This window comes from Pseudomonas sp. SC3(2021), assembly GCF_019856535.1.
Classification (GTDB): Bacteria; Pseudomonadota; Gammaproteobacteria; order Pseudomonadales; family Pseudomonadaceae; genus Aquipseudomonas; species Aquipseudomonas monsensis.
In genome coordinates this window covers 2,377,223-2,396,086 of record NZ_CP082236.1, presented here as the reverse complement: position 1 = coordinate 2,396,086, position 18,864 = coordinate 2,377,223, and the positions used below count along the sequence as shown (strand labels likewise).

Here is an 18,864-nt window from a genome sequence, read left to right as displayed (position 1 = left end):
TCCGGCTGCTATTCCCACCGGGCGCAATACGCCCGTTAAAAGGAGGCGCAATTCTATAGACGCCCCAGATAGGTGTCAACCCAATAAAAAAGCCCCCGCTGAGCGGGGGCTTTTTCAATCCATCAAGCAGACTCTATAAAAGAGATTACTCGATGATTTTGGCTACGACGCCAGCGCCGACGGTACGACCGCCTTCACGGATAGCGAAACGCAGACCGTCTTCCATCGCGATGGTTTTGATCAGGGTAACAGTCATCTGAATGTTGTCACCTGGCATTACCATTTCAACGCCTTCTGGCAGCTCGCAGTTACCAGTCACGTCAGTAGTACGGAAGTAGAACTGTGGACGGTAGCCTTTGAAGAACGGAGTGTGACGACCGCCTTCTTCCTTGCTCAGAACGTAAACTTCTGCGGTGAACTTGGTGTGCGGCTTAACCGAACCTGGCTTAACCAGAACCTGACCACGCTCAACGTCGTCACGCTTGGTACCACGCAGCAGAACGCCGCAGTTCTCGCCAGCACGACCTTCGTCGAGCAGCTTGCGGAACATCTCAACACCGGTGCAGGTGGTGGTGGTGGTGTCACGCAGACCAACGATTTCCAGTGCATCTTGAACGCGAACGATACCGCGCTCGATACGACCAGTCACAACAGTACCGCGACCCGAGATCGAGAATACGTCTTCGATTGGCATCAGGAATGGCTTGTCGATCATACGAACTGGTTCTGGGATGTAGCTGTCCAGAGTTTCAACCAGCTTCTTGACGGCAGTGGTGCCCATCTCGTTGTCGTCTTTGCCTTCCAGCGCCATACGAGCCGAACCGATGATGATTGGAGTGTCATCGCCCGGGAAGTCGTAGGTGGACAGCAGGTCGCGAACTTCCATCTCAACCAGTTCCAGCAGCTCAGCGTCGTCTACCAGGTCAGCCTTGTTCAGGAAAACCACGATGTACGGAACGCCTACCTGACGGGACAGCAGGATGTGCTCACGGGTTTGTGGCATCGGACCATCAGCGGCCGAGCAAACCAGGATAGCGCCGTCCATTTGAGCAGCACCGGTGATCATGTTCTTCACATAGTCAGCGTGACCTGGGCAGTCAACGTGAGCGTAGTGACGGATCAGCGAGTTGTACTCAACGTGCGCGGTGTTGATGGTGATACCGCGAGCTTTTTCTTCTGGAGCGCTGTCGATCTTGTCGAATTCAACTACGGCCGAACCGAAAACTTCGGAGCAGACGCGAGTCAGAGCAGCGGTCAGAGTGGTTTTACCGTGGTCAACGTGACCGATGGTGCCAACGTTGACGTGCGGTAGGGAACGATCAAATTTTTCTTTAGCCACGACAATTAACTCCTAGCCTAAAGGGGCTGAATCAGCCTTGTTTTTTGGTTACGGATTCGACGATGTGCGACGGAGCCGTATCGTATTTTTTGAATTCCATAGAGTAGCTTGCGCGACCCTGAGACATGGAACGAACGTCGGTCGCATAACCGAACATCTCACCCAGCGGAACCTCGGCACGGATAACCTTGCCGGACACTGTGTCTTCCATACCCTGGATCATGCCGCGACGACGGTTAAGGTCGCCCATCACATCACCCATATAGTCTTCAGGCGTAACAACCTCTACCGCCATGATCGGCTCAAGCAACTCACCACCGCCCTTCTGGGCCAGTTGCTTGGTCGCCATGGAAGCAGCCACCTTAAACGCCATCTCGTTGGAGTCGACGTCGTGGTAAGAACCATCGAACACGGTAGCCTTCAGGCCGATCAGCGGATAGCCGGCAACAACGCCGTTCTTCATCTGCTCTTCGATACCCTTCTGGATAGCCGGGATGTATTCCTTAGGAACCACACCACCTACTACTTCGTTCACGAATTGCAGACCTTCCTGACCTTCGTCAGCAGGAGCAAAACGGATCCAGCAGTGACCGAACTGACCACGACCACCGGATTGACGAACGAACTTGCCTTCGATTTCACAGTTCTTCGTGATGCGCTCACGATACGAAACCTGAGGCTTGCCGATGTTGGCTTCGACGTTGAACTCACGGCGCATCCGGTCAACCAGGATGTCCAGGTGCAGCTCGCCCATGCCGGAGATGATCGTTTGACCAGTCTCTTCATCAGTCTTAACGCGGAAAGACGGGTCTTCCTGAGCAAGTTTGCCCAGAGCGATACCCATTTTTTCCTGGTCATCCTTGGTCTTAGGCTCTACGGCAACCGAAATAACCGGCTCCGGGAAGTCCATGCGAACCAGGATGATTGGCTTGTCAGCGTTGCAGAGGGTTTCACCAGTGGTGACGTCCTTCATGCCGATCAGGGCCGCGATGTCGCCAGCGCGTACTTCCTTGATCTCTTCACGGGCGTTTGCGTGCATTTGCACCATACGACCCACGCGCTCTTTCTTGCCTTTAACCGAGTTGATCACGCCGTCGCCGGAGTTCAACACGCCCGAGTAAACACGGACGAAGGTCAAGGTACCCACGAATGGGTCGGTAGCGATTTTGAACGCCAGAGCAGCAAACGGCTCGTCATCACTTGCGTGACGCTCCATTTCCTCTTCCTCGTTATCAGGGTTGGAACCCTTGATAGCAGGAATATCGGTAGGAGCAGGCAGGAAGTCGATAACGGCGTCGAGAACCAGGGGAACGCCCTTGTTCTTGAACGAAGAACCGCAAACAGCCAGAACGATTTCGCCGGCGATAGTACGCTGACGCAAAGCAGCTTTGATCTCTTCGATCGACAGCTCTTCGCCTTCCAGGTACTTGTTCATCAGCTCTTCGTTGGCTTCGGCAGCAGCTTCAACCATGTTGTTGCGCCACTCTTCAGCCAGCTCTTGCAGCTCGGCAGGAATGTCCTTGCGAACAGGGACCATACCCTTGTCGGAGTCATTCCAGTAGACAGCTTGCATGTTGATCAGATCGATCTGACCCTGGAAGTTGTCTTCGGAGCCGATTGCCAACTGGATTGGCACCGGAGTGTGACCCAGACGCTGCTTGATCTGACCGATCACGCGCAGGAAGTTAGCGCCAGCACGGTCCATCTTGTTTACGTAAACAAGACGTGGAACGCCGTACTTGTTGGCTTGACGCCATACGGTTTCCGACTGAGGCTCAACACCCGAAGTACCGCAGAACACAACGACAGCGCCGTCGAGTACGCGCAGGGAACGCTCTACTTCAATAGTGAAGTCTACGTGGCCCGGGGTATCGATTACGTTGAAGCGATGCTCGTGCGGGTACTGCTTCTCGGAACCTTTCCAGAAGGCGGTAATAGCAGCAGAAGTAATGGTAATACCACGCTCCTGCTCCTGAACCATCCAGTCTGTGGTCGCGGCGCCGTCATGCACCTCGCCCATTTTGTGACTTTTGCCGGTGTAAAACAGAACGCGCTCGGTGGTGGTGGTTTTACCAGCATCCACGTGAGCGACGATACCGATGTTACGGTAGCGGCTAATCGGAGTAGTACGAGCCATAAAGCCCTCGCAAAATTAGTGAAGCTAAAATTAGAAGCGGTAGTGCGAGAAAGCTTTGTTAGCTTCGGCCATACGGTGCACGTCTTCACGCTTCTTAACAGCAGCACCTTTACCTTCAGCAGCATCCAGCAGCTCGCCAGCCAAGCGCAGAGCCATAGACTTCTCGCCGCGCTTACGGGCGAAGTCTACCAACCAGCGCATTGCCAGAGCGTTACGACGGGAAGGACGAACCTCGACCGGAACCTGGTAAGTAGCACCACCAACGCGGCGCGACTTCACTTCGACCAGCGGAGCGATGGCGTCGAGTGCTTTTTCGAAGAGTTCCAGGGGATCGGTGCCGGCCTTACGAGCCGCAACGGTTTCCAGGGCACCATAAACGATACGCTCGGCAACGGCTTTCTTGCCGCTTTCCATAACGTGGTTCATGAATTTGGCGAGGATCTGGCTTCCGTATTTCGGATCGTCCAGAATCTCACGCTTTGCTGCTACGCGACGTCTTGGCATGATAAGCCCTCAAGCGGTCTTCAGGTTAGCTCGGGACAGATCCGATGGATGCGTGCCCGACCTTACTCTTATCGACTCAATAAAATAAAAATCTGCAAAACGACCGATTACTTCGGACGCTTGGTACCGTACTTCGAACGACCCTGGTTACGGCCTTTAACGCCGGAAGTATCCAAGGAGCCGCGAACGGTGTGGTAACGAACACCTGGCAAGTCTTTTACACGACCGCCGCGGATCAGTACCACGCTGTGCTCTTGCAGGTTGTGGCCTTCACCACCGATGTACGAGGAAACCTCGAAACCGTTGGTCAGACGCACACGGCATACTTTACGCAGTGCCGAGTTAGGTTTTTTCGGCGTAGTGGTGTACACACGGGTGCACACGCCACGACGTTGCGGGCAGTTCTGCAGCGCAGGTACGTCGGATTTCTCGACGATACGCTTACGCGGCTGACGTACCAGCTGGTTGATAGTTGCCATCTACTAGCTCCACTGTTGTCTTGCGACGCTATTGTCTTGCAAGAAAAGCAAAATGGCAGGAACGAATTCCCGCCAAATTTAGGGGATCAAGAGTCTAAAGAGGATCTTGCCCCCAGTCAAGGCAAGGCCCCGACCTCCCCGCCCGTCGAACCTTGACAATTTGTCTCGATTCGACGAACGGAGCGATCAGGGCCTCAGCTCATTTATCGCAGAACTCAGTTACCGCTCGAGTTCAGCGCTTCGGTCAGTGCAGCTTCCACTTCACTGGCGCTTACGCGCAACGGTTTGTCAGCATCACGGCGGCGTTTGCGCTCGCTGTGATAAGCCAGACCGGTACCGGCCGGGATCAGACGACCCACGACCACGTTTTCTTTCAGGCCGCGCAGATAATCGCGCTTGCCGGTGACTGCCGCTTCGGTCAGTACGCGGGTGGTTTCCTGGAAGGAAGCCGCGGAGATGAACGATTCGGTCGACAACGACGCCTTGGTAATACCCAGCAGAACGCGAGTGAACTTGGAGACAAACTTGTCTTCCGCGTTCAGACGCTCGTTCTCTACCAGTACGTGAGTCAGTTCCATCTGGTCGCCCTTGATGAAGCTGGAATCGCCGGACTCGGAGATCTCAACTTTACGCAGCATCTGACGCAGAATGGTCTCGATGTGCTTGTCGTTGATCTTCACGCCTTGCAGACGATAAACGTCCTGGATCTCGTTAACGATGTACTTGGCCAGCGCGCTCACACCCAGCAGACGCAGGATGTCGTGCGGATCGCTCGGACCGTCGGAGATAACTTCGCCGCGGTTTACCTGTTCGCCTTCGAACACGTTCAGGTGACGCCACTTCGGAATCAGCTCTTCATACGGATCGCTACCGTCGTTCGGGGTGATAACCAGACGGCGCTTGCCTTTGGTCTCTTTACCGAACGCGATGGTGCCGCTGACTTCAGCCAGAATCGACGCTTCTTTCGGACGACGAGCTTCGAACAGGTCGGCAACACGCGGCAGACCACCGGTGATGTCACGGGTCTTCGAAGTTTCTTGCGGGATACGCGCGATAACATCACCGATCGCGATCTTCGCACCATCCGCCACACCGACCAGGGCGTTGGCTGGCAGGAAGTACTGAGCGATAACGTCAGTGCCTGGCAGCAACAGATCCTTGCCGTTGTCGTCGACCATCTTCACTGCAGGACGGATTTCCTTGCCCGCAGCTGGACGATCTTTCGCGTCGAGTACTTCAATGTTGGTCATACCGGTCAATTCGTCAGTCTGACGCTTGATCGTGATGCCTTCTTCCATGCCCACGTAGGTCACGGTACCTTTCATTTCGGTAACGATCGGGTGAGTGTGCGGATCCCACTTGGCCACGATTGCGCCAGCGTCGACCTTGTCACCTTCTTTAACCGAAATCACGGCACCGTACGGCAGCTTGTAACGCTCGCGCTCACGACCGAAGTCATCAGCGATTGCCAGCTCACCGGAACGGGACACAGCAACCAGGTGACCATCCACACGCTCAACGTGTTTCAGGTTGTGCAGACGGACAGTACCGCCATTCTTCACCTGAACGCTGTCGGCTGCGGAAGTACGGCTTGCCGCACCACCGATGTGGAACGTACGCATCGTCAGCTGGGTACCCGGCTCACCGATGGACTGGGCAGCGATAACGCCGACCGCCTCACCGATGTTCACCTGGTGACCGCGAGCCAGATCACGGCCGTAGCACTTGGCGCAAATGCCATAGCGGGTTTCGCAGCTGATCGGCGAACGCACGATCACTTCGTCGATGCTGTTCAGCTCGATGAATTCAACCCACTTCTCGTCTACCAGAGTACCGGCAGGAACGATAACGTCCTCGGTGCCTGGCTTGAATACGTCCCGGGCAATAACACGACCCAATACGCGCTCACCCAACGGCTCTACAACGTCACCGCCTTCAATGTGCGGAGTCATCAGCAGACCGTGTTCGGTGCCGCAATCGATCTCGGTTACAACCAGATCCTGCGCCACGTCTACCAGACGACGAGTCAGGTAACCGGAGTTCGCAGTTTTCAACGCGGTATCCGCCAGACCTTTACGAGCACCGTGAGTCGAGATGAAGTACTGGAGTACGCTCAGACCTTCACGGAAGTTCGCAGTAATCGGCGTTTCAATGATGGAACCGTCCGGCTTGGCCATCAGACCACGCATACCGGCCAGCTGACGAATCTGTGCTGCGGAACCCCGCGCACCCGAGTCGGCCATCATGTACATCGAGTTGAAAGACTCTTGGTCGACTTCGTCGCCGTGACGGTCGATGACTTTCTCTTTCGAGAGGTTGGCCATCATCGCCTTGGAAACTTCATCGTTCGCTTTCGACCAAAGGTCGATCACTTTGTTGTACTTCTCGCCCTGGGTTACCAGGCCGGAGGCGTACTGGCTCTCGATCTCTTTCACTTCGTCGGTGGCTGCACCGATGATGCGGGCTTTTTCGTCCGGGATAACGAAGTCGTTAACACCGATGGAAACGCCGGAGATGGTCGAGTAAGCGAAACCGGTGTACATCAACTGGTCAGCGAAGATCACGGTCTCTTTCAAACCAACCACGCGGTAGCACTGGTTGATCAGCTTGGAGATCGCCTTTTTCTTCATTGGCAGGTTGACGACGTCGTACGACAGACCTTTTGGCACAACCTGGAACAGCAGCGCACGGCCGACAGTGGTGTCGACGATACGGGTACCGCTCACGCTGTTGCCGTCACGGTCGTTGACGGTTTCGTTGATACGGACTTTAACCTTGGCGTGCAGTGCGGCTTCGCCAGCACGGAACACACGGTCAACTTCCTGCAGATCCGCGAATACACGACCTTCGCCCTTGGCGTTGATCGCTTCACGAGTCATGTAGTACAGACCCAATACAACGTCCTGCGACGGAACGATGATTGGCTCACCGTTGGCTGGCGACAGAATGTTGTTGGTCGACATCATCAACGCACGCGCTTCAAGCTGGGCTTCCAGCGTCAGCGGTACGTGCACGGCCATTTGGTCGCCGTCGAAGTCGGCGTTGTACGCGGCGCAGACCAGCGGGTGCAGCTGAATAGCCTTACCTTCGATCAGTACCGGTTCAAACGCCTGGATACCCAGACGGTGAAGGGTCGGTGCACGGTTGAGAAGAACCGGGTGTTCGCGAATCACTTCAGCGAGAACGTCCCAAACCTCTGGCAGTTCGCGCTCGACCATTTTCTTGGCCGCTTTGATGGTGGTCGCCAGACCACGCATTTCCAGCTTGCCGAAAATGAACGGTTTGAACAGCTCGAGAGCCATCTTCTTCGGCAGACCGCACTGATGCAGACGCAGGGTCGGGCCTACGGTAATTACCGAACGGCCGGAGTAGTCAACACGCTTACCGAGCAAGTTCTGACGGAAACGACCCTGCTTACCCTTGATCATGTCAGCCAGGGATTTCAGAGGACGCTTGTTCGAACCGGTGATAGCGCGGCCACGACGACCGTTGTCGAGCAGTGCATCGACCGCTTCCTGCAACATACGCTTTTCGTTGCGCACGATGATGTCCGGAGCGGACAGATCCAGCAGACGCTTCAAACGGTTGTTACGGTTGATCACTCGACGATACAGATCGTTGAGGTCGGAAGTCGCGAAGCGACCGCCATCCAGCGGGACCAGTGGACGCAGATCTGGCGGCAGAACCGGCAGAACGGTCAGGACCATCCACTCTGGCAGGTTGCCGGAACCCTGGAAGGCTTCCATCAACTTCAGACGCTTGGACAGCTTCTTGATCTTGGTTTCGGAGTTGGTTTGCGGAATTTCTTCACGCAGACGGCCAATCTCGTGTTCCAGGTCGATAGCGTGCAGCAGTTCACGGACAGCTTCTGCACCCATGCGGGCGTCGAAGTCGTCACCGAACTCTTCCAGCGCTTCGAAGTACTGCTCGTCGTTCAGCAGCTGACCTTTTTCAAGGGTGGTCATGCCTGGATCGATAACGACATAGCTCTCGAAGTAGAGAACGCGTTCGATATCACGCAGGGTCATGTCCATCAGCAGGCCGATACGGGACGGCAGCGATTTCAGGAACCAGATGTGGGCTACCGGCGAAGCCAGTTCGATGTGCGCCATGCGCTCACGACGAACCTTGGCCAGTGCAACTTCAACGCCGCACTTCTCGCAGATCACACCACGGTGCTTCAAGCGCTTGTACTTACCGCACAGGCACTCGTAATCCTTTACCGGGCCAAAGATCTTGGCGCAGAACAGACCGTCACGCTCAGGTTTGAACGTACGGTAGTTGATGGTTTCCGGCTTTTTAACTTCACCGAACGACCACGAGCGGATCATCTCAGGCGAGGCCAATCCGATACGGATGGCGTCGAACTCTTCGACTTGACCCTGGTTTTTCAGCAAATTCAGTAGGTCTTTCAAGGCCTTTCCTCCTGGCGGAGCAGAGAGCGGGCAATCCTGCCCCGCTCTCGATTCGCGTCACGTGTTATTCGGTTTCCAGATCGATATCGATGCCGAGGGAACGAATTTCCTTGATCAACACGTTGAAGGACTCGGGCATGCCCGGCTCCATACGGTGATCGCCATCCACGATGTTTTTGTACATCTTGGTACGGCCGTTCACATCGTCCGACTTCACTGTGAGCATTTCTTGCAGAGTGTAAGCAGCACCGTATGCTTCCAGTGCCCAGACCTCCATCTCCCCGAAACGCTGACCACCGAACTGCGCCTTACCACCCAGCGGCTGCTGGGTAACCAGGCTGTACGAACCGGTAGAACGCGCGTGCATCTTGTCGTCTACCAAGTGGTTCAGCTTCAGCATGTACATGTAGCCAACGGTAACTGGACGCTCAAACTTGTTGCCGGTACGGCCGTCAGTCAGCTGCATCTGGCCGCTTTCCGGCAGGTCTGCCAGTTTCAGCATGGCCTTGATTTCGCTTTCCTTGGCGCCGTCGAACACTGGGGTGGCCATTGGAACACCGCCACGCAGGTTCTTCGCCAGATCCAGGATTTCCTGATCGGAGAAGCTGTCCAGATCTTCGTTACGACCGCCGATCTGGTTGTAGATCTCGTCCAGGAAGGTACGCAGCTCAGCGACTTTACGCTGCTCTTCGACCATCCGGTTGATCTTCTCGCCCAGACCTTTGGCCGCGAGGCCCAGGTGGGTTTCAAGGATCTGACCAACGTTCATACGCGAAGGTACGCCCAGCGGGTTGAGGACGACGTCGACCGGGGTGCCATTGGCATCGTGCGGCATGTCTTCAACCGGCATGATCACGGAGACCACACCTTTGTTACCGTGACGACCGGCCATCTTGTCGCCCGGCTGGATGCGACGACGGATTGCCAGGTAAACCTTGACGATTTTCAGCACGCCTGGAGCCAGGTCATCGCCCTGCTGCAGTTTGCGCTTCTTGTCTTCGAACTTGTCGTCGAGCAGACGGCGGCGATCAACGATGTAGGCCTGAGCCTTCTCGAGCTGCTCGTTCAGAGCATCTTCAGCCATGCGCAGCTTGAACCACTGACCATGCTCAAGACCGTCGAGTACTTCGTCGGTGATGTCCTGACCCTTCTTCAGACCGGCACCGCCTTCAGCCTTGTGGCCTACCAGAGCGGAGCGCAGACGTTCGAAGGTCGCGCCTTCAACGATACGGAACTCTTCGTTCAGATCCTTGCGGATCTCGTCCAGCTGGGACTTCTCGATCGACAGTGCACGAGCATCACGCTCAACGCCGTCACGGGTGAAGACCTGTACGTCGATGACAGTACCTTTGGTGCCGGTTGGCACGCGCAGGGAGGTGTCTTTAACGTCGCTGGCTTTTTCACCGAAGATCGCACGCAGCAGTTTTTCTTCCGGAGTCAGCTGGGTCTCGCCTTTCGGAGTGACCTTGCCCACCAGGATGTCGCCTGCGCCTACTTCAGCACCTACGTAAACGATACCGGCTTCGTCCAGCTTGTTCAGTGCAGCTTCACCCACGTTCGGGATGTCCGCAGTGATTTCTTCTGGGCCAAGCTTGGTGTCACGGGCCACACAGGTCAGTTCCTGAATGTGGATCGTGGTGAAACGGTCTTCCTGAACAACACGCTCGGACAGGCAGATGGAGTCTTCGAAGTTGAAGCCGTTCCATGCCATGAACGCGATGCGCATGTTCTGACCCAGCGCCAGTTCACCCATGTCGGTGGACGGGCCGTCGGCCATGATGTCGCTACGCTGAACGCGATCACCCTTGCTCACCAGCGGACGCTGGTTGATGCAGGTGTTCTGGTTCGAGCGGGTGTATTTGGTCAGGTTGTAGATGTCGACACCCGCTTCACCGGTTTCGACTTCATCATCAGCAACACGAACCACGATACGGCTGGCGTCGACGGAATCGATCACGCCGCCACGACGAGCCACGACGCAAACGCCGGAGTCACGGGCTACGTTACGCTCCATGCCGGTACCTACCAGCGGCTTGTCAGCGCGCAGGGTTGGTACAGCTTGACGCTGCATGTTCGAACCCATCAACGCACGGTTGGCGTCGTCGTGCTCGAGGAACGGAATCAGCGACGCTGCGACCGAAACTACCTGCTTCGGCGAAACGTCCATCAAAGTGACGTCTTCCGGCGCCTTGACGGTGAATTCGTTCAGGTGACGTACGGCTACCAGTTCGTCGATCAGGACTTTCTGGTCGTTCATGGTCGCCGAAGCCTGCGCGATCACGTGATCGGCTTCTTCAATGGCGGACAGGAACACGATCTCGTCGGTGACCACACCCTCTTTCACCACTCGGTACGGGCTTTCCAGGAAACCGTACTGGTTGGTGCGAGCGTAAGCCGCCAGGGAGTTGATCAGACCGATGTTCGGACCTTCCGGCGTTTCGATCGGGCATACACGGCCGTAGTGAGTCGGGTGTACGTCACGAACTTCAAAGCCTGCGCGCTCACGAGTCAGACCACCAGGGCCGAGTGCAGAAACACGACGCTTGTGGGTGATCTCGGACAGCGGGTTGTTCTGGTCCATGAACTGAGACAGCTGGCTGGAACCGAAGAACTCTTTCACCGCCGCAGCCACTGGCTTGGCGTTGATCAGGTCTTGCGGCATCAGGCCTTCGCTTTCTGCCATCGACAGACGCTCTTTGACCGCACGCTCAACACGCACCAGGCCAACGCGGAACTGGTTCTCGGCCATCTCGCCGACGCAACGAACGCGACGGTTACCCAGGTGGTCGATGTCGTCGACGATGCCTTTACCGTTACGGATGTCGACCAGAGTCTTCAGTACCGCGACGATGTCTTCCTTGCACAGCACGCCCGAACCTTCGATCTCGGTGCGACCGATACGACGGTTGAACTTCATCCGGCCGACCGCAGACAGGTCATAGCGCTCAGGGCTGAAGAACAGGTTGTTGAACAGGGTTTCGGCAGCGTCCTTGGTTGGCGGCTCGCCTGGACGCATCATGCGATAGATCTCGACCAGCGCTTCCAATTGGTTGCTGGTGGAGTCGATCTTCAGCGTGTCGGAGACGAACGGACCGCAGTCGATGTCGTTGGTGTACAGAGTTTCGATGCGAACGACACCGGCCTTGGCAATTTTCGCCAGGACTTCGGTCGACAGCTCGGTGTTGCACTCTGCCAGGATTTCGCCGGTAGCCGGATGCACGATGACCTTGGCGGTCGTGCGACCCAGGACGTAGTCCAGAGGCACATCCAGCTCTTTGATCCCGGCTTTTTCCAGCTGGTTGATGTGGCGGGCAGTAATACGACGGCCCTGCTCAACAATCACCTTGCCTTTGTCGTCCTGAATGTCGAGGACAGCGACTTCACCGCGCAGGCGCTGAGGCACCAGCTCCAGGCTCAGGCCTTCGCCTTTAACGTGGAATACGTTGGTGGTGTAGAACGCGTCCAGCACTTCTTCGGTGGTGTAACCGAGCGCGCGCAGCAGTACCGAGGCCGGCAGCTTGCGACGACGGTCGATACGCACGAAGACGCAGTCTTTCGGGTCGAACTCGAAGTCCAGCCACGAACCGCGGTAAGGAATGATGCGAGCGGAGTACAACAGTTTGCCGGAGCTGTGCGTCTTGCCGCGGTCGTGGTCGAAGAACACGCCCGGGGAACGGTGCAGCTGGGAAACGATAACACGCTCGGTACCGTTGATTACGAAGGTACCGTTCTCAGTCATCAATGGGATTTCGCCCATGTAGACTTCTTGCTCTTTGATGTCCTTGATCGCTTTGTTCGACGATTCTTTGTCGAAAATGATCAGGCGCACTTTTACCCGCAAAGGTACGGCGAAAGTTACACCGCGCAATACGCATTCTTTGACATCAAATGCCGGTTCGCCCAGGCGATAACCGACGTACTCCAGCGCAGCATTGCCGGAGTAGCTGATGATCGGGAAAACGGATTTGAAGGCCGCATGCAGGCCCACGTCGCGGAACTGATCTTTAGTCGCTCCCGCTTGCAAGAATTCACGATACGAATCCAGCTGGATGGCCAGGAGGTACGGCACATCCATGACGTCCGGCAACTTGCTAAAGTCCTTGCGGATACGTTTTTTCTCAGTATATGAGTAAGCCATCAGCGTTCCCCAGCTTGGTCACCTGCTTGTTTGGCCCCTCCCGACGGGAGCAGCCAGAAAATCGTGCAAACCCCATGGTTTGCGCCACCGCATCGGGTGGTTACAGCGCCTTTATCAGCACCGACCCAGTCGGCTGCCAATAACGGAAAAAGGCCGGTGGCAAGAGCCACCAGCCATCAGCCTGTCGCTTGACGCTCGGGCTGGAGGAGCAAAGTCGATACTTATTTCAGTTCGACTTTAGCGCCTGCTTCTTCCAGCTTCTTCTTAGCGTCTTCAGCAGCTTCTTTCGAAACGCCTTCAGCTACAACCTGAGGAGCGCCGTCTACTTTCTCTTTGGCTTCTTTCAGGCCCAGACCGGTCAGTTCACGAACTGCCTTGATCACGTTAACCTTCTTCTCGCCAGCTTCCAGCAGAACAACGTTGAACTCGGTTTGCTCTTCAACAGCAGCAGCAGCTACAGCTGGGCCAGCCGAAGCAGCAGCAGCGGTAACACCGAAGGTTTCTTCCATCGCTTTGATCAGCTCAACGATTTCCACTACGGATTTCTGGCCGATTGCTTCGATGATTTGTTCGTTAGTCAGAGACATGACTCAATTCCTGAATTGGGGGACGGCCTACGCGACCATCGAAATAAACAAAAAACGCGAGAAGTTGACGAGCCTTAGGCTGCGGCAGCTTCTTTCTGGTCGCGAATTGCCGCCAGAGTACGAGCCAATTTGCTGGTAGCGCCTTGAATCACGCTCATCAGCTGAGAAATTGCTTCGTCACGGGTCGGCAGAGTTGCCAGTACGTCGATCTGATTAGCTGCGAGGAACTTGCCCTCGAACGCAGCTGCCTTGATCTCGAACTTGTCCTGACCCTTGGCAAACTCTTTGAAGATACGGGCAGCAGCGCCCGGATGTTCGTTCGAGAATGCAATCAGGGTCGGGCCGGTGAACACGTCGTTGAGGACACTGTATTCAGTGTCAGCAACAGCGCGCTTGAGCAGGGTGTTACGTACAACACGTACGTAAACGCCAGCTTCACGAGCCTCTTTACGGAGTCCGGTCATTGCGCCTACTGTTACGCCACGGGCATCAACCACGACAGCGGACAGAGCGACTTTGGCAGCCTCGTTGACTTCAGCGACGATGGCCTTCTTGTCTTCGAGATTAATTGCCACGGGTTTAACTCCTGCTTGTTACCGTTTCACTCGGTCGAAACCGAATGTCGTTTTGGTGTCTGATTCGGTAAGGAACCGGGAGCACCATCTGCGTAGGCTTGTGGTTTAAGGCTTGCGCCGCCTACGGTCTTGGATAGCCCCCGCCAGGCAGGGACCCCAATCTTTCAACTGGCGCGATCAAATCGCGCCAATTTTTGTCTTACGCGTCGAGCGAGCTTTGGTCGATAACCAGACCTGGGCCCATGGTGGTGCTCAGGGTAACGCGCTTGACGTAAATGCCTTTCGAGGAAGCTGGCTTGATACGCTTCAGATCAGCGATCAGGGCTTCAACGTTTTCCTTCAGCTTGACGGCATCGAAGCCGATCTTGCCAACGGAAGTGTGGATGATGCCGTTTTTGTCGGTGCGATAACGAACCTGACCAGCCTTGGCGTTTTTAACCGCGTTAGCGACGTCTGGAGTTACGGTGCCGACTTTCGGGTTAGGCATCAGGCCACGTGGACCGAGGATCTGACCCAGTTGACCTACAACGCGCATGGCATCCGGGGATGCAATCACTACGTCATAGTTCAGGTCGCCGCCTTTCATTTCGGCAGCCAGATCGTCCATACCTACACGGTCAGCGCCGGCAGCCAGAGCGGCCTCGGCAGCTGGACCCTGGGTGAACACGGCTACGCGAACGGTCTTGCCAGTGCCGTGTGGCAGCACAGTAGCGCTACGAACAACCTGGTCGGATTTACGTGGGTCTACACCCAGGTTTACAGCAACGTCGAACGACTCGCTGAACTTGACAGTCGACAGCTCAGCCAGCAGAGCAGCAGCGTCTACAATGTTGTAGGCCTTGCCTGCTTCGATTTTGCCGGCGATAGCCTTTTGACGCTTGGTCAGCTTAGCCATTACACACCCTCCACGTTAAGGCCCATGCTACGAGCAGAACCGGCGATAGTACGCACGGCTGCATCCATATCAGCTGCAGTCAGATCCGCGTTTTTGGTTTTCGCGATTTCTTCCAGCTGAGCACGGGTAACAGTGCCGACCTTAACGGTGTTCGGACGAGCGGAACCGCTGGTCAGACCTGCCGCCTTCTTCAGCAGAACCGAAGCAGGGGTGGATTTGGTTTCGAAAGTGAAGCTACGGTCGCTGTAGACAGTGATGATCACTGGAGTCGGCAGACCTGCTTCAAGACCCTGAGTACGGGCGTTGAAGGCCTTGCAGAATTCCATGATGTTCACGCCGTGCTGACCCAGAGCAGGACCAACAGGTGGACTTGGGTTAGCCTGAGCGGCCTTCACTTGCAGCTTGATGTAAGCGGTAATCTTCTTGGCCATGAGGCACTCCAATTACGGGTTCGAACGCCTCGAAAGGCTCCCCGGTTACTTGCGCGTTTATCCCAGTGACGACAAAACCCCACAGCCTTGGGCTGTGGGGTTGGGATGCTTGCCCAGTTAGACCTTTTCGACCTGACTGAACTCCAGCTCCACCGGAGTAGAGCGACCGAAAATGAGCACCGCCACTTGGATCCGGCTCTTTTCGTAGTTAACTTCTTCAACAACGCCGTTGAAATCGGCGAATGGACCGTCGTTGACACGTACCGTCTCACCTGGCTCGAACAACGTCTTCGGCTTAGGCTTGTCGCTACCATCAGCAACGCGACGCAGAATTGCTTCCGCCTCTTTATCCGTAATAGGCGCTGGCTTATCAGCAGTACCGCCGATAAAACCCATCACGCGAGGAGTGTCCTTGACCAAGTGCCAAGTACCCTCATTCATATCCATCTGAACCAGCACGTAGCCTGGAAAGAACTTTCGCTCGCTTTTGCGCTTCTGGCCATTGCGCATCTCAACCACTTCTTCAGTGGGAACTAGAATCTCGCCGAAGCCATCTTCCATGCCAGCTAGCTTTACGCGCTCGATCAGCGAGCGCATCACATGCTTCTCGTAACCCGAGTAAGCATGCACAACATACCAACGCTTAGCCACGGGACACCCTTAGCCGACAATCAAGGAAACAAGCCAACCGAGCAGGGAATCAAGCCCCCACAACAGCAACGCCATAACCAGAACAACAGCCACGACAATAAGCGTGGTCTGCGTGGTTTCTTGGCGAGTTGGCCACACGACTTTACGAATCTCGGTGCGAGCTTCCTTAACCAGTACAAAGAAAGACTTGCCCTTAGCAGTCTGCAGGCCTACAAAGGCAGCTACAGCAGCAATGACAAGCAAAGCAAGTACACGGTACAGGATCGGCGAAGCAGCGTAATACTGATTGCCAACAACGCCAACAACCACCAAAGCGACTACTACAAGCCACTTGAGCAGATCGAAGCGAGAGCCTTGAGCTTCAGCCTTAGGAGTCATCTATGAAGATCCTGTGAAAAGAAAGCCAGACACACCGAGTGAATCTGGCAGGTCAGGAGGGAATCGAACCCCCAACCTACGGTTTTGGAGACCGTCGCTCTGCCAATTGAGCTACTGACCTAAAACAAAATCAGGCCGACCATTATGCCGGCCCGAAAAATACATTACAACCGTTTATTCGATGATTTTGGCTACGACGCCAGCGCCGACGGTACGACCGCCTTCACGGATAGCGAAACGCAGACCGTCTTCCATCGCGATGGTTTTGATCAGGGTAACAGTCATCTGAATGTTGTCACCTGGCATTACCATTTCAACGCCTTCTGGCAGCTCGCAGTTACCAGTCACGTCAGTAGTACGGAAGTAGAACTGTGGACGGTAGCCTTTGAAGAACGGAGTGTGACGACCGCCTTCTTCCTTGCTCAGAACGTAAACTTCTGCGGTGAACTTGGTGTGCGGCTTAACCGAACCTGGCTTAACCAGAACCTGACCACGCTCAACGTCGTCACGCTTGGTACCACGCAGCAGAACGCCGCAGTTCTCGCCAGCACGACCTTCGTCGAGCAGCTTGCGGAACATCTCAACACCGGTGCAGGTGGTGGTGGTGGTGTCACGCAGACCAACGATTTCCAGTGCATCTTGAACGCGAACGATACCGCGCTCGATACGACCAGTCACAACAGTACCGCGACCCGAGATCGAGAATACGTCTTCGATTGGCATCAGGAATGGCTTGTCGATCATACGAACTGGTTCTGGGATGTAGCTGTCCAGAGTTTCAACCAGCTTCTTGACGGCAGTGGTGCCCATCTCGTTGTCGTCTTTGCCTTCCAGCGCCATACGAGCCGAACCGATGATGATTGGAGTGTCATCGCCCGGGAAGTCGTAGGTGGACAGCAGGTCGCGAACTTCCATCTCAACCAGTTCCAGCAGCTCAGCGTCGTCTACCAGGTCAGCCTTGTTCAGGAAAACCACGATGTACGGAACGCCTACCTGACGGGACAGCAGGATGTGCTCACGGGTTTGTGGCATCGGACCATCAGCGGCCGAGCAAACCAGGATAGCGCCGTCCATTTGAGCAGCACCGGTGATCATGTTCTTCACATAGTCAGCGTGACCTGGGCAGTCAACGTGAGCGTAGTGACGGATCAGCGAGTTGTACTCAACGTGCGCGGTGTTGATGGTGATACCGCGAGCTTTTTCTTCTGGAGCGCTGTCGATCTTGTCGAATTCAACTACGGCCGAACCGAAAACTTCGGAGCAGACGCGAGTCAGAGCAGCGGTCAGAGTGGTTTTACCGTGGTCAACGTGACCAATGGTCCCTACGTTGACGTGGGGCAGGGAACGATCAAATTTTTCCTTAGCCATCGATAACACCCTCAAACAGAAGAATTAGACAAACAATATCTACCATTAAAACAAAGGCAGATATTTTCATATCTGCCTTGTTATATGGAGCTCTTGAGCGGATTTGAACCGCTGACCTCACCCTTACCAAGGGTGTGCTCTACCAACTGAGCTACAAGAGCGAAACACTTTGCACAACCTGCAAACTTGGAGCGGGTAGCGGGAATCGAACCCGCATCATCAGCTTGGAAGGCTGAGGTTCTACCACTAAACTATACCCGCGGAGCCTGCAGCTCACGCTAAAATCTGGTGGAGGGAGAAGGATTCGAACCTTCGAAGTCGTAGACGTCAGATTTACAGTCTGATCCCTTTGGCCGCTCGGGAACCCCTCCTAATCAGGCCGGCATTCTATACTATGCCAAACCCCTGTCAAGCATTTTCTCATTTAAAAACCTGAGGTTAGCTGCATTGACACCGCTCTACTGCAACCGCCTGTTCAGGCCTTCACTGTGGAGCGGGCGCCATTCTATGCAAACTATTCAGCCGGTGCAACCCCTCCACACAGCATTATTTTATGTTTTAACTCATTGAATTCCTTGGAAAGGTTCTTCAACTGCTCATCTCCCAGCAAACGCTGGCTTTCAGGTGAAATCCGCAACCAATATCCTGAGTCAGGAAAGTCTTTTTGCGAAGACTGAGTCTTCACCTCCATCTGAACAAGACGCCGATCGAGAGCCTGCAGTGACTCCGCGCGGGCAAACCCACCGACGTAAAGGCACTGTTCACCTTCCGCCTCCGTGCGCGACGCCCCGGCTTTCTGTGCAGGAGAGCCACCACTCTCACTCAGCAAGTGAATATCTTGTTGCGTCCCCCGATACAAACTGAGGGGAGTGACATCTTTGGCTCGCAAAGGAGCCTCCTGCTGATGCCAGACGTAATAGAACACATTGAGAACAACCAGCAGCAGGAACAACCAACGCATACGAAC

General features: G+C 55.3%; 14 protein-coding genes and 4 tRNA genes. All 18 read right to left on the bottom strand.

Annotated elements, in window-relative coordinates; translation table 11 throughout:
- Positions 1-145 precede the first annotated feature (145 nt).
- Positions 146-1,339, bottom strand: a complete 1,194-nt coding sequence (gene tuf / locus K5Y35_RS10585) for an elongation factor Tu (protein WP_024164425.1) — start codon at positions 1,337-1,339, stop codon at positions 146-148.
- Positions 1,340-1,370: 31 nt separating this feature from the next.
- Entirely contained in the window at positions 1,371-3,476 is a 2,106-nt protein-coding gene (fusA, locus tag K5Y35_RS10580) for an elongation factor G (protein WP_064589462.1), read from the bottom strand.
- Positions 3,477-3,506: 30 nt separating this feature from the next.
- Positions 3,507-3,980: a 30S ribosomal protein S7 gene (gene rpsG / locus K5Y35_RS10575; RefSeq protein ID WP_016772941.1), complete on the bottom strand. Its 474-nt coding sequence runs from the start codon at positions 3,978-3,980 to the stop codon at positions 3,507-3,509.
- A 107-nt stretch (positions 3,981-4,087) separates the two neighbouring features.
- Positions 4,088-4,459 (bottom strand): 30S ribosomal protein S12, encoded by a 372-nt coding sequence (rpsL, locus tag K5Y35_RS10570; RefSeq protein ID WP_003186084.1) that lies wholly within the window; start codon positions 4,457-4,459, stop codon positions 4,088-4,090.
- Between the two features lie 215 nt (positions 4,460-4,674).
- Positions 4,675-8,874 carry a DNA-directed RNA polymerase subunit beta' gene (gene rpoC, locus K5Y35_RS10565; protein ID WP_007962225.1) on the bottom strand — a complete coding sequence of 1,400 codons (4,200 nt, stop codon included), beginning with the start codon at positions 8,872-8,874 and terminating at the stop codon, positions 4,675-4,677.
- A gap of 64 nt (positions 8,875-8,938) precedes the next feature.
- Entirely contained in the window at positions 8,939-13,012 is a 4,074-nt protein-coding gene (rpoB, locus tag K5Y35_RS10560) for a DNA-directed RNA polymerase subunit beta (protein WP_123467463.1), read from the bottom strand.
- 221 nt (positions 13,013-13,233) lie between these two features.
- Positions 13,234-13,599, bottom strand: coding sequence for a 50S ribosomal protein L7/L12 (gene rplL, locus K5Y35_RS10555; protein WP_007962228.1), 366 nt, complete (start codon positions 13,597-13,599; stop codon positions 13,234-13,236).
- Positions 13,600-13,673: 74 nt separating this feature from the next.
- A complete protein-coding gene (gene rplJ / locus K5Y35_RS10550) occupies positions 13,674-14,174 on the bottom strand; it encodes a 50S ribosomal protein L10 (RefSeq protein ID WP_003228752.1) in 501 nt (166 codons plus the stop codon).
- A 199-nt stretch (positions 14,175-14,373) separates the two neighbouring features.
- Positions 14,374-15,069 (bottom strand): 50S ribosomal protein L1, encoded by a 696-nt coding sequence (rplA, locus tag K5Y35_RS10545; protein WP_024014523.1) that lies wholly within the window; start codon positions 15,067-15,069, stop codon positions 14,374-14,376.
- Complete coding sequence (rplK, locus tag K5Y35_RS10540; RefSeq protein ID WP_003228756.1) at positions 15,069-15,500, bottom strand: 50S ribosomal protein L11; 432 nt, start codon at positions 15,498-15,500, stop codon at positions 15,069-15,071. Before rplK ends, rplA begins: the two co-directional genes overlap by 1 nt.
- 117 nt (positions 15,501-15,617) lie before the next feature.
- Entirely contained in the window at positions 15,618-16,151 is a 534-nt protein-coding gene (gene nusG / locus K5Y35_RS10535; protein WP_007957598.1) for a transcription termination/antitermination protein NusG, read from the bottom strand.
- 9 nt (positions 16,152-16,160) lie between these two features.
- Positions 16,161-16,529: a preprotein translocase subunit SecE gene (gene secE, locus K5Y35_RS10530; RefSeq protein WP_064589465.1), complete on the bottom strand. Its 369-nt coding sequence runs from the start codon at positions 16,527-16,529 to the stop codon at positions 16,161-16,163.
- A gap of 45 nt (positions 16,530-16,574) precedes the next feature.
- Positions 16,575-16,650: transfer RNA gene (locus K5Y35_RS10525), tRNA-Trp, on the bottom strand.
- A 53-nt stretch (positions 16,651-16,703) separates the two neighbouring features.
- Positions 16,704-17,897, bottom strand: coding sequence for an elongation factor Tu (gene tuf, locus K5Y35_RS10520; RefSeq protein ID WP_024164425.1), 1,194 nt, complete (start codon positions 17,895-17,897; stop codon positions 16,704-16,706).
- Positions 17,898-17,982: 85 nt separating this feature from the next.
- Positions 17,983-18,058: transfer RNA gene (locus K5Y35_RS10515), tRNA-Thr, on the bottom strand.
- Positions 18,059-18,084: 26 nt separating this feature from the next.
- Positions 18,085-18,158 (bottom strand) — tRNA-Gly (locus tag K5Y35_RS10510).
- Positions 18,159-18,183: 25 nt separating this feature from the next.
- A tRNA-Tyr gene (locus K5Y35_RS10505) sits at positions 18,184-18,268 on the bottom strand.
- Between the two features lie 143 nt (positions 18,269-18,411).
- Complete coding sequence (locus K5Y35_RS10500; protein ID WP_222834197.1) at positions 18,412-18,858, bottom strand: hypothetical protein; 447 nt, start codon at positions 18,856-18,858, stop codon at positions 18,412-18,414.
- Positions 18,859-18,864 lie beyond the last annotated feature (6 nt).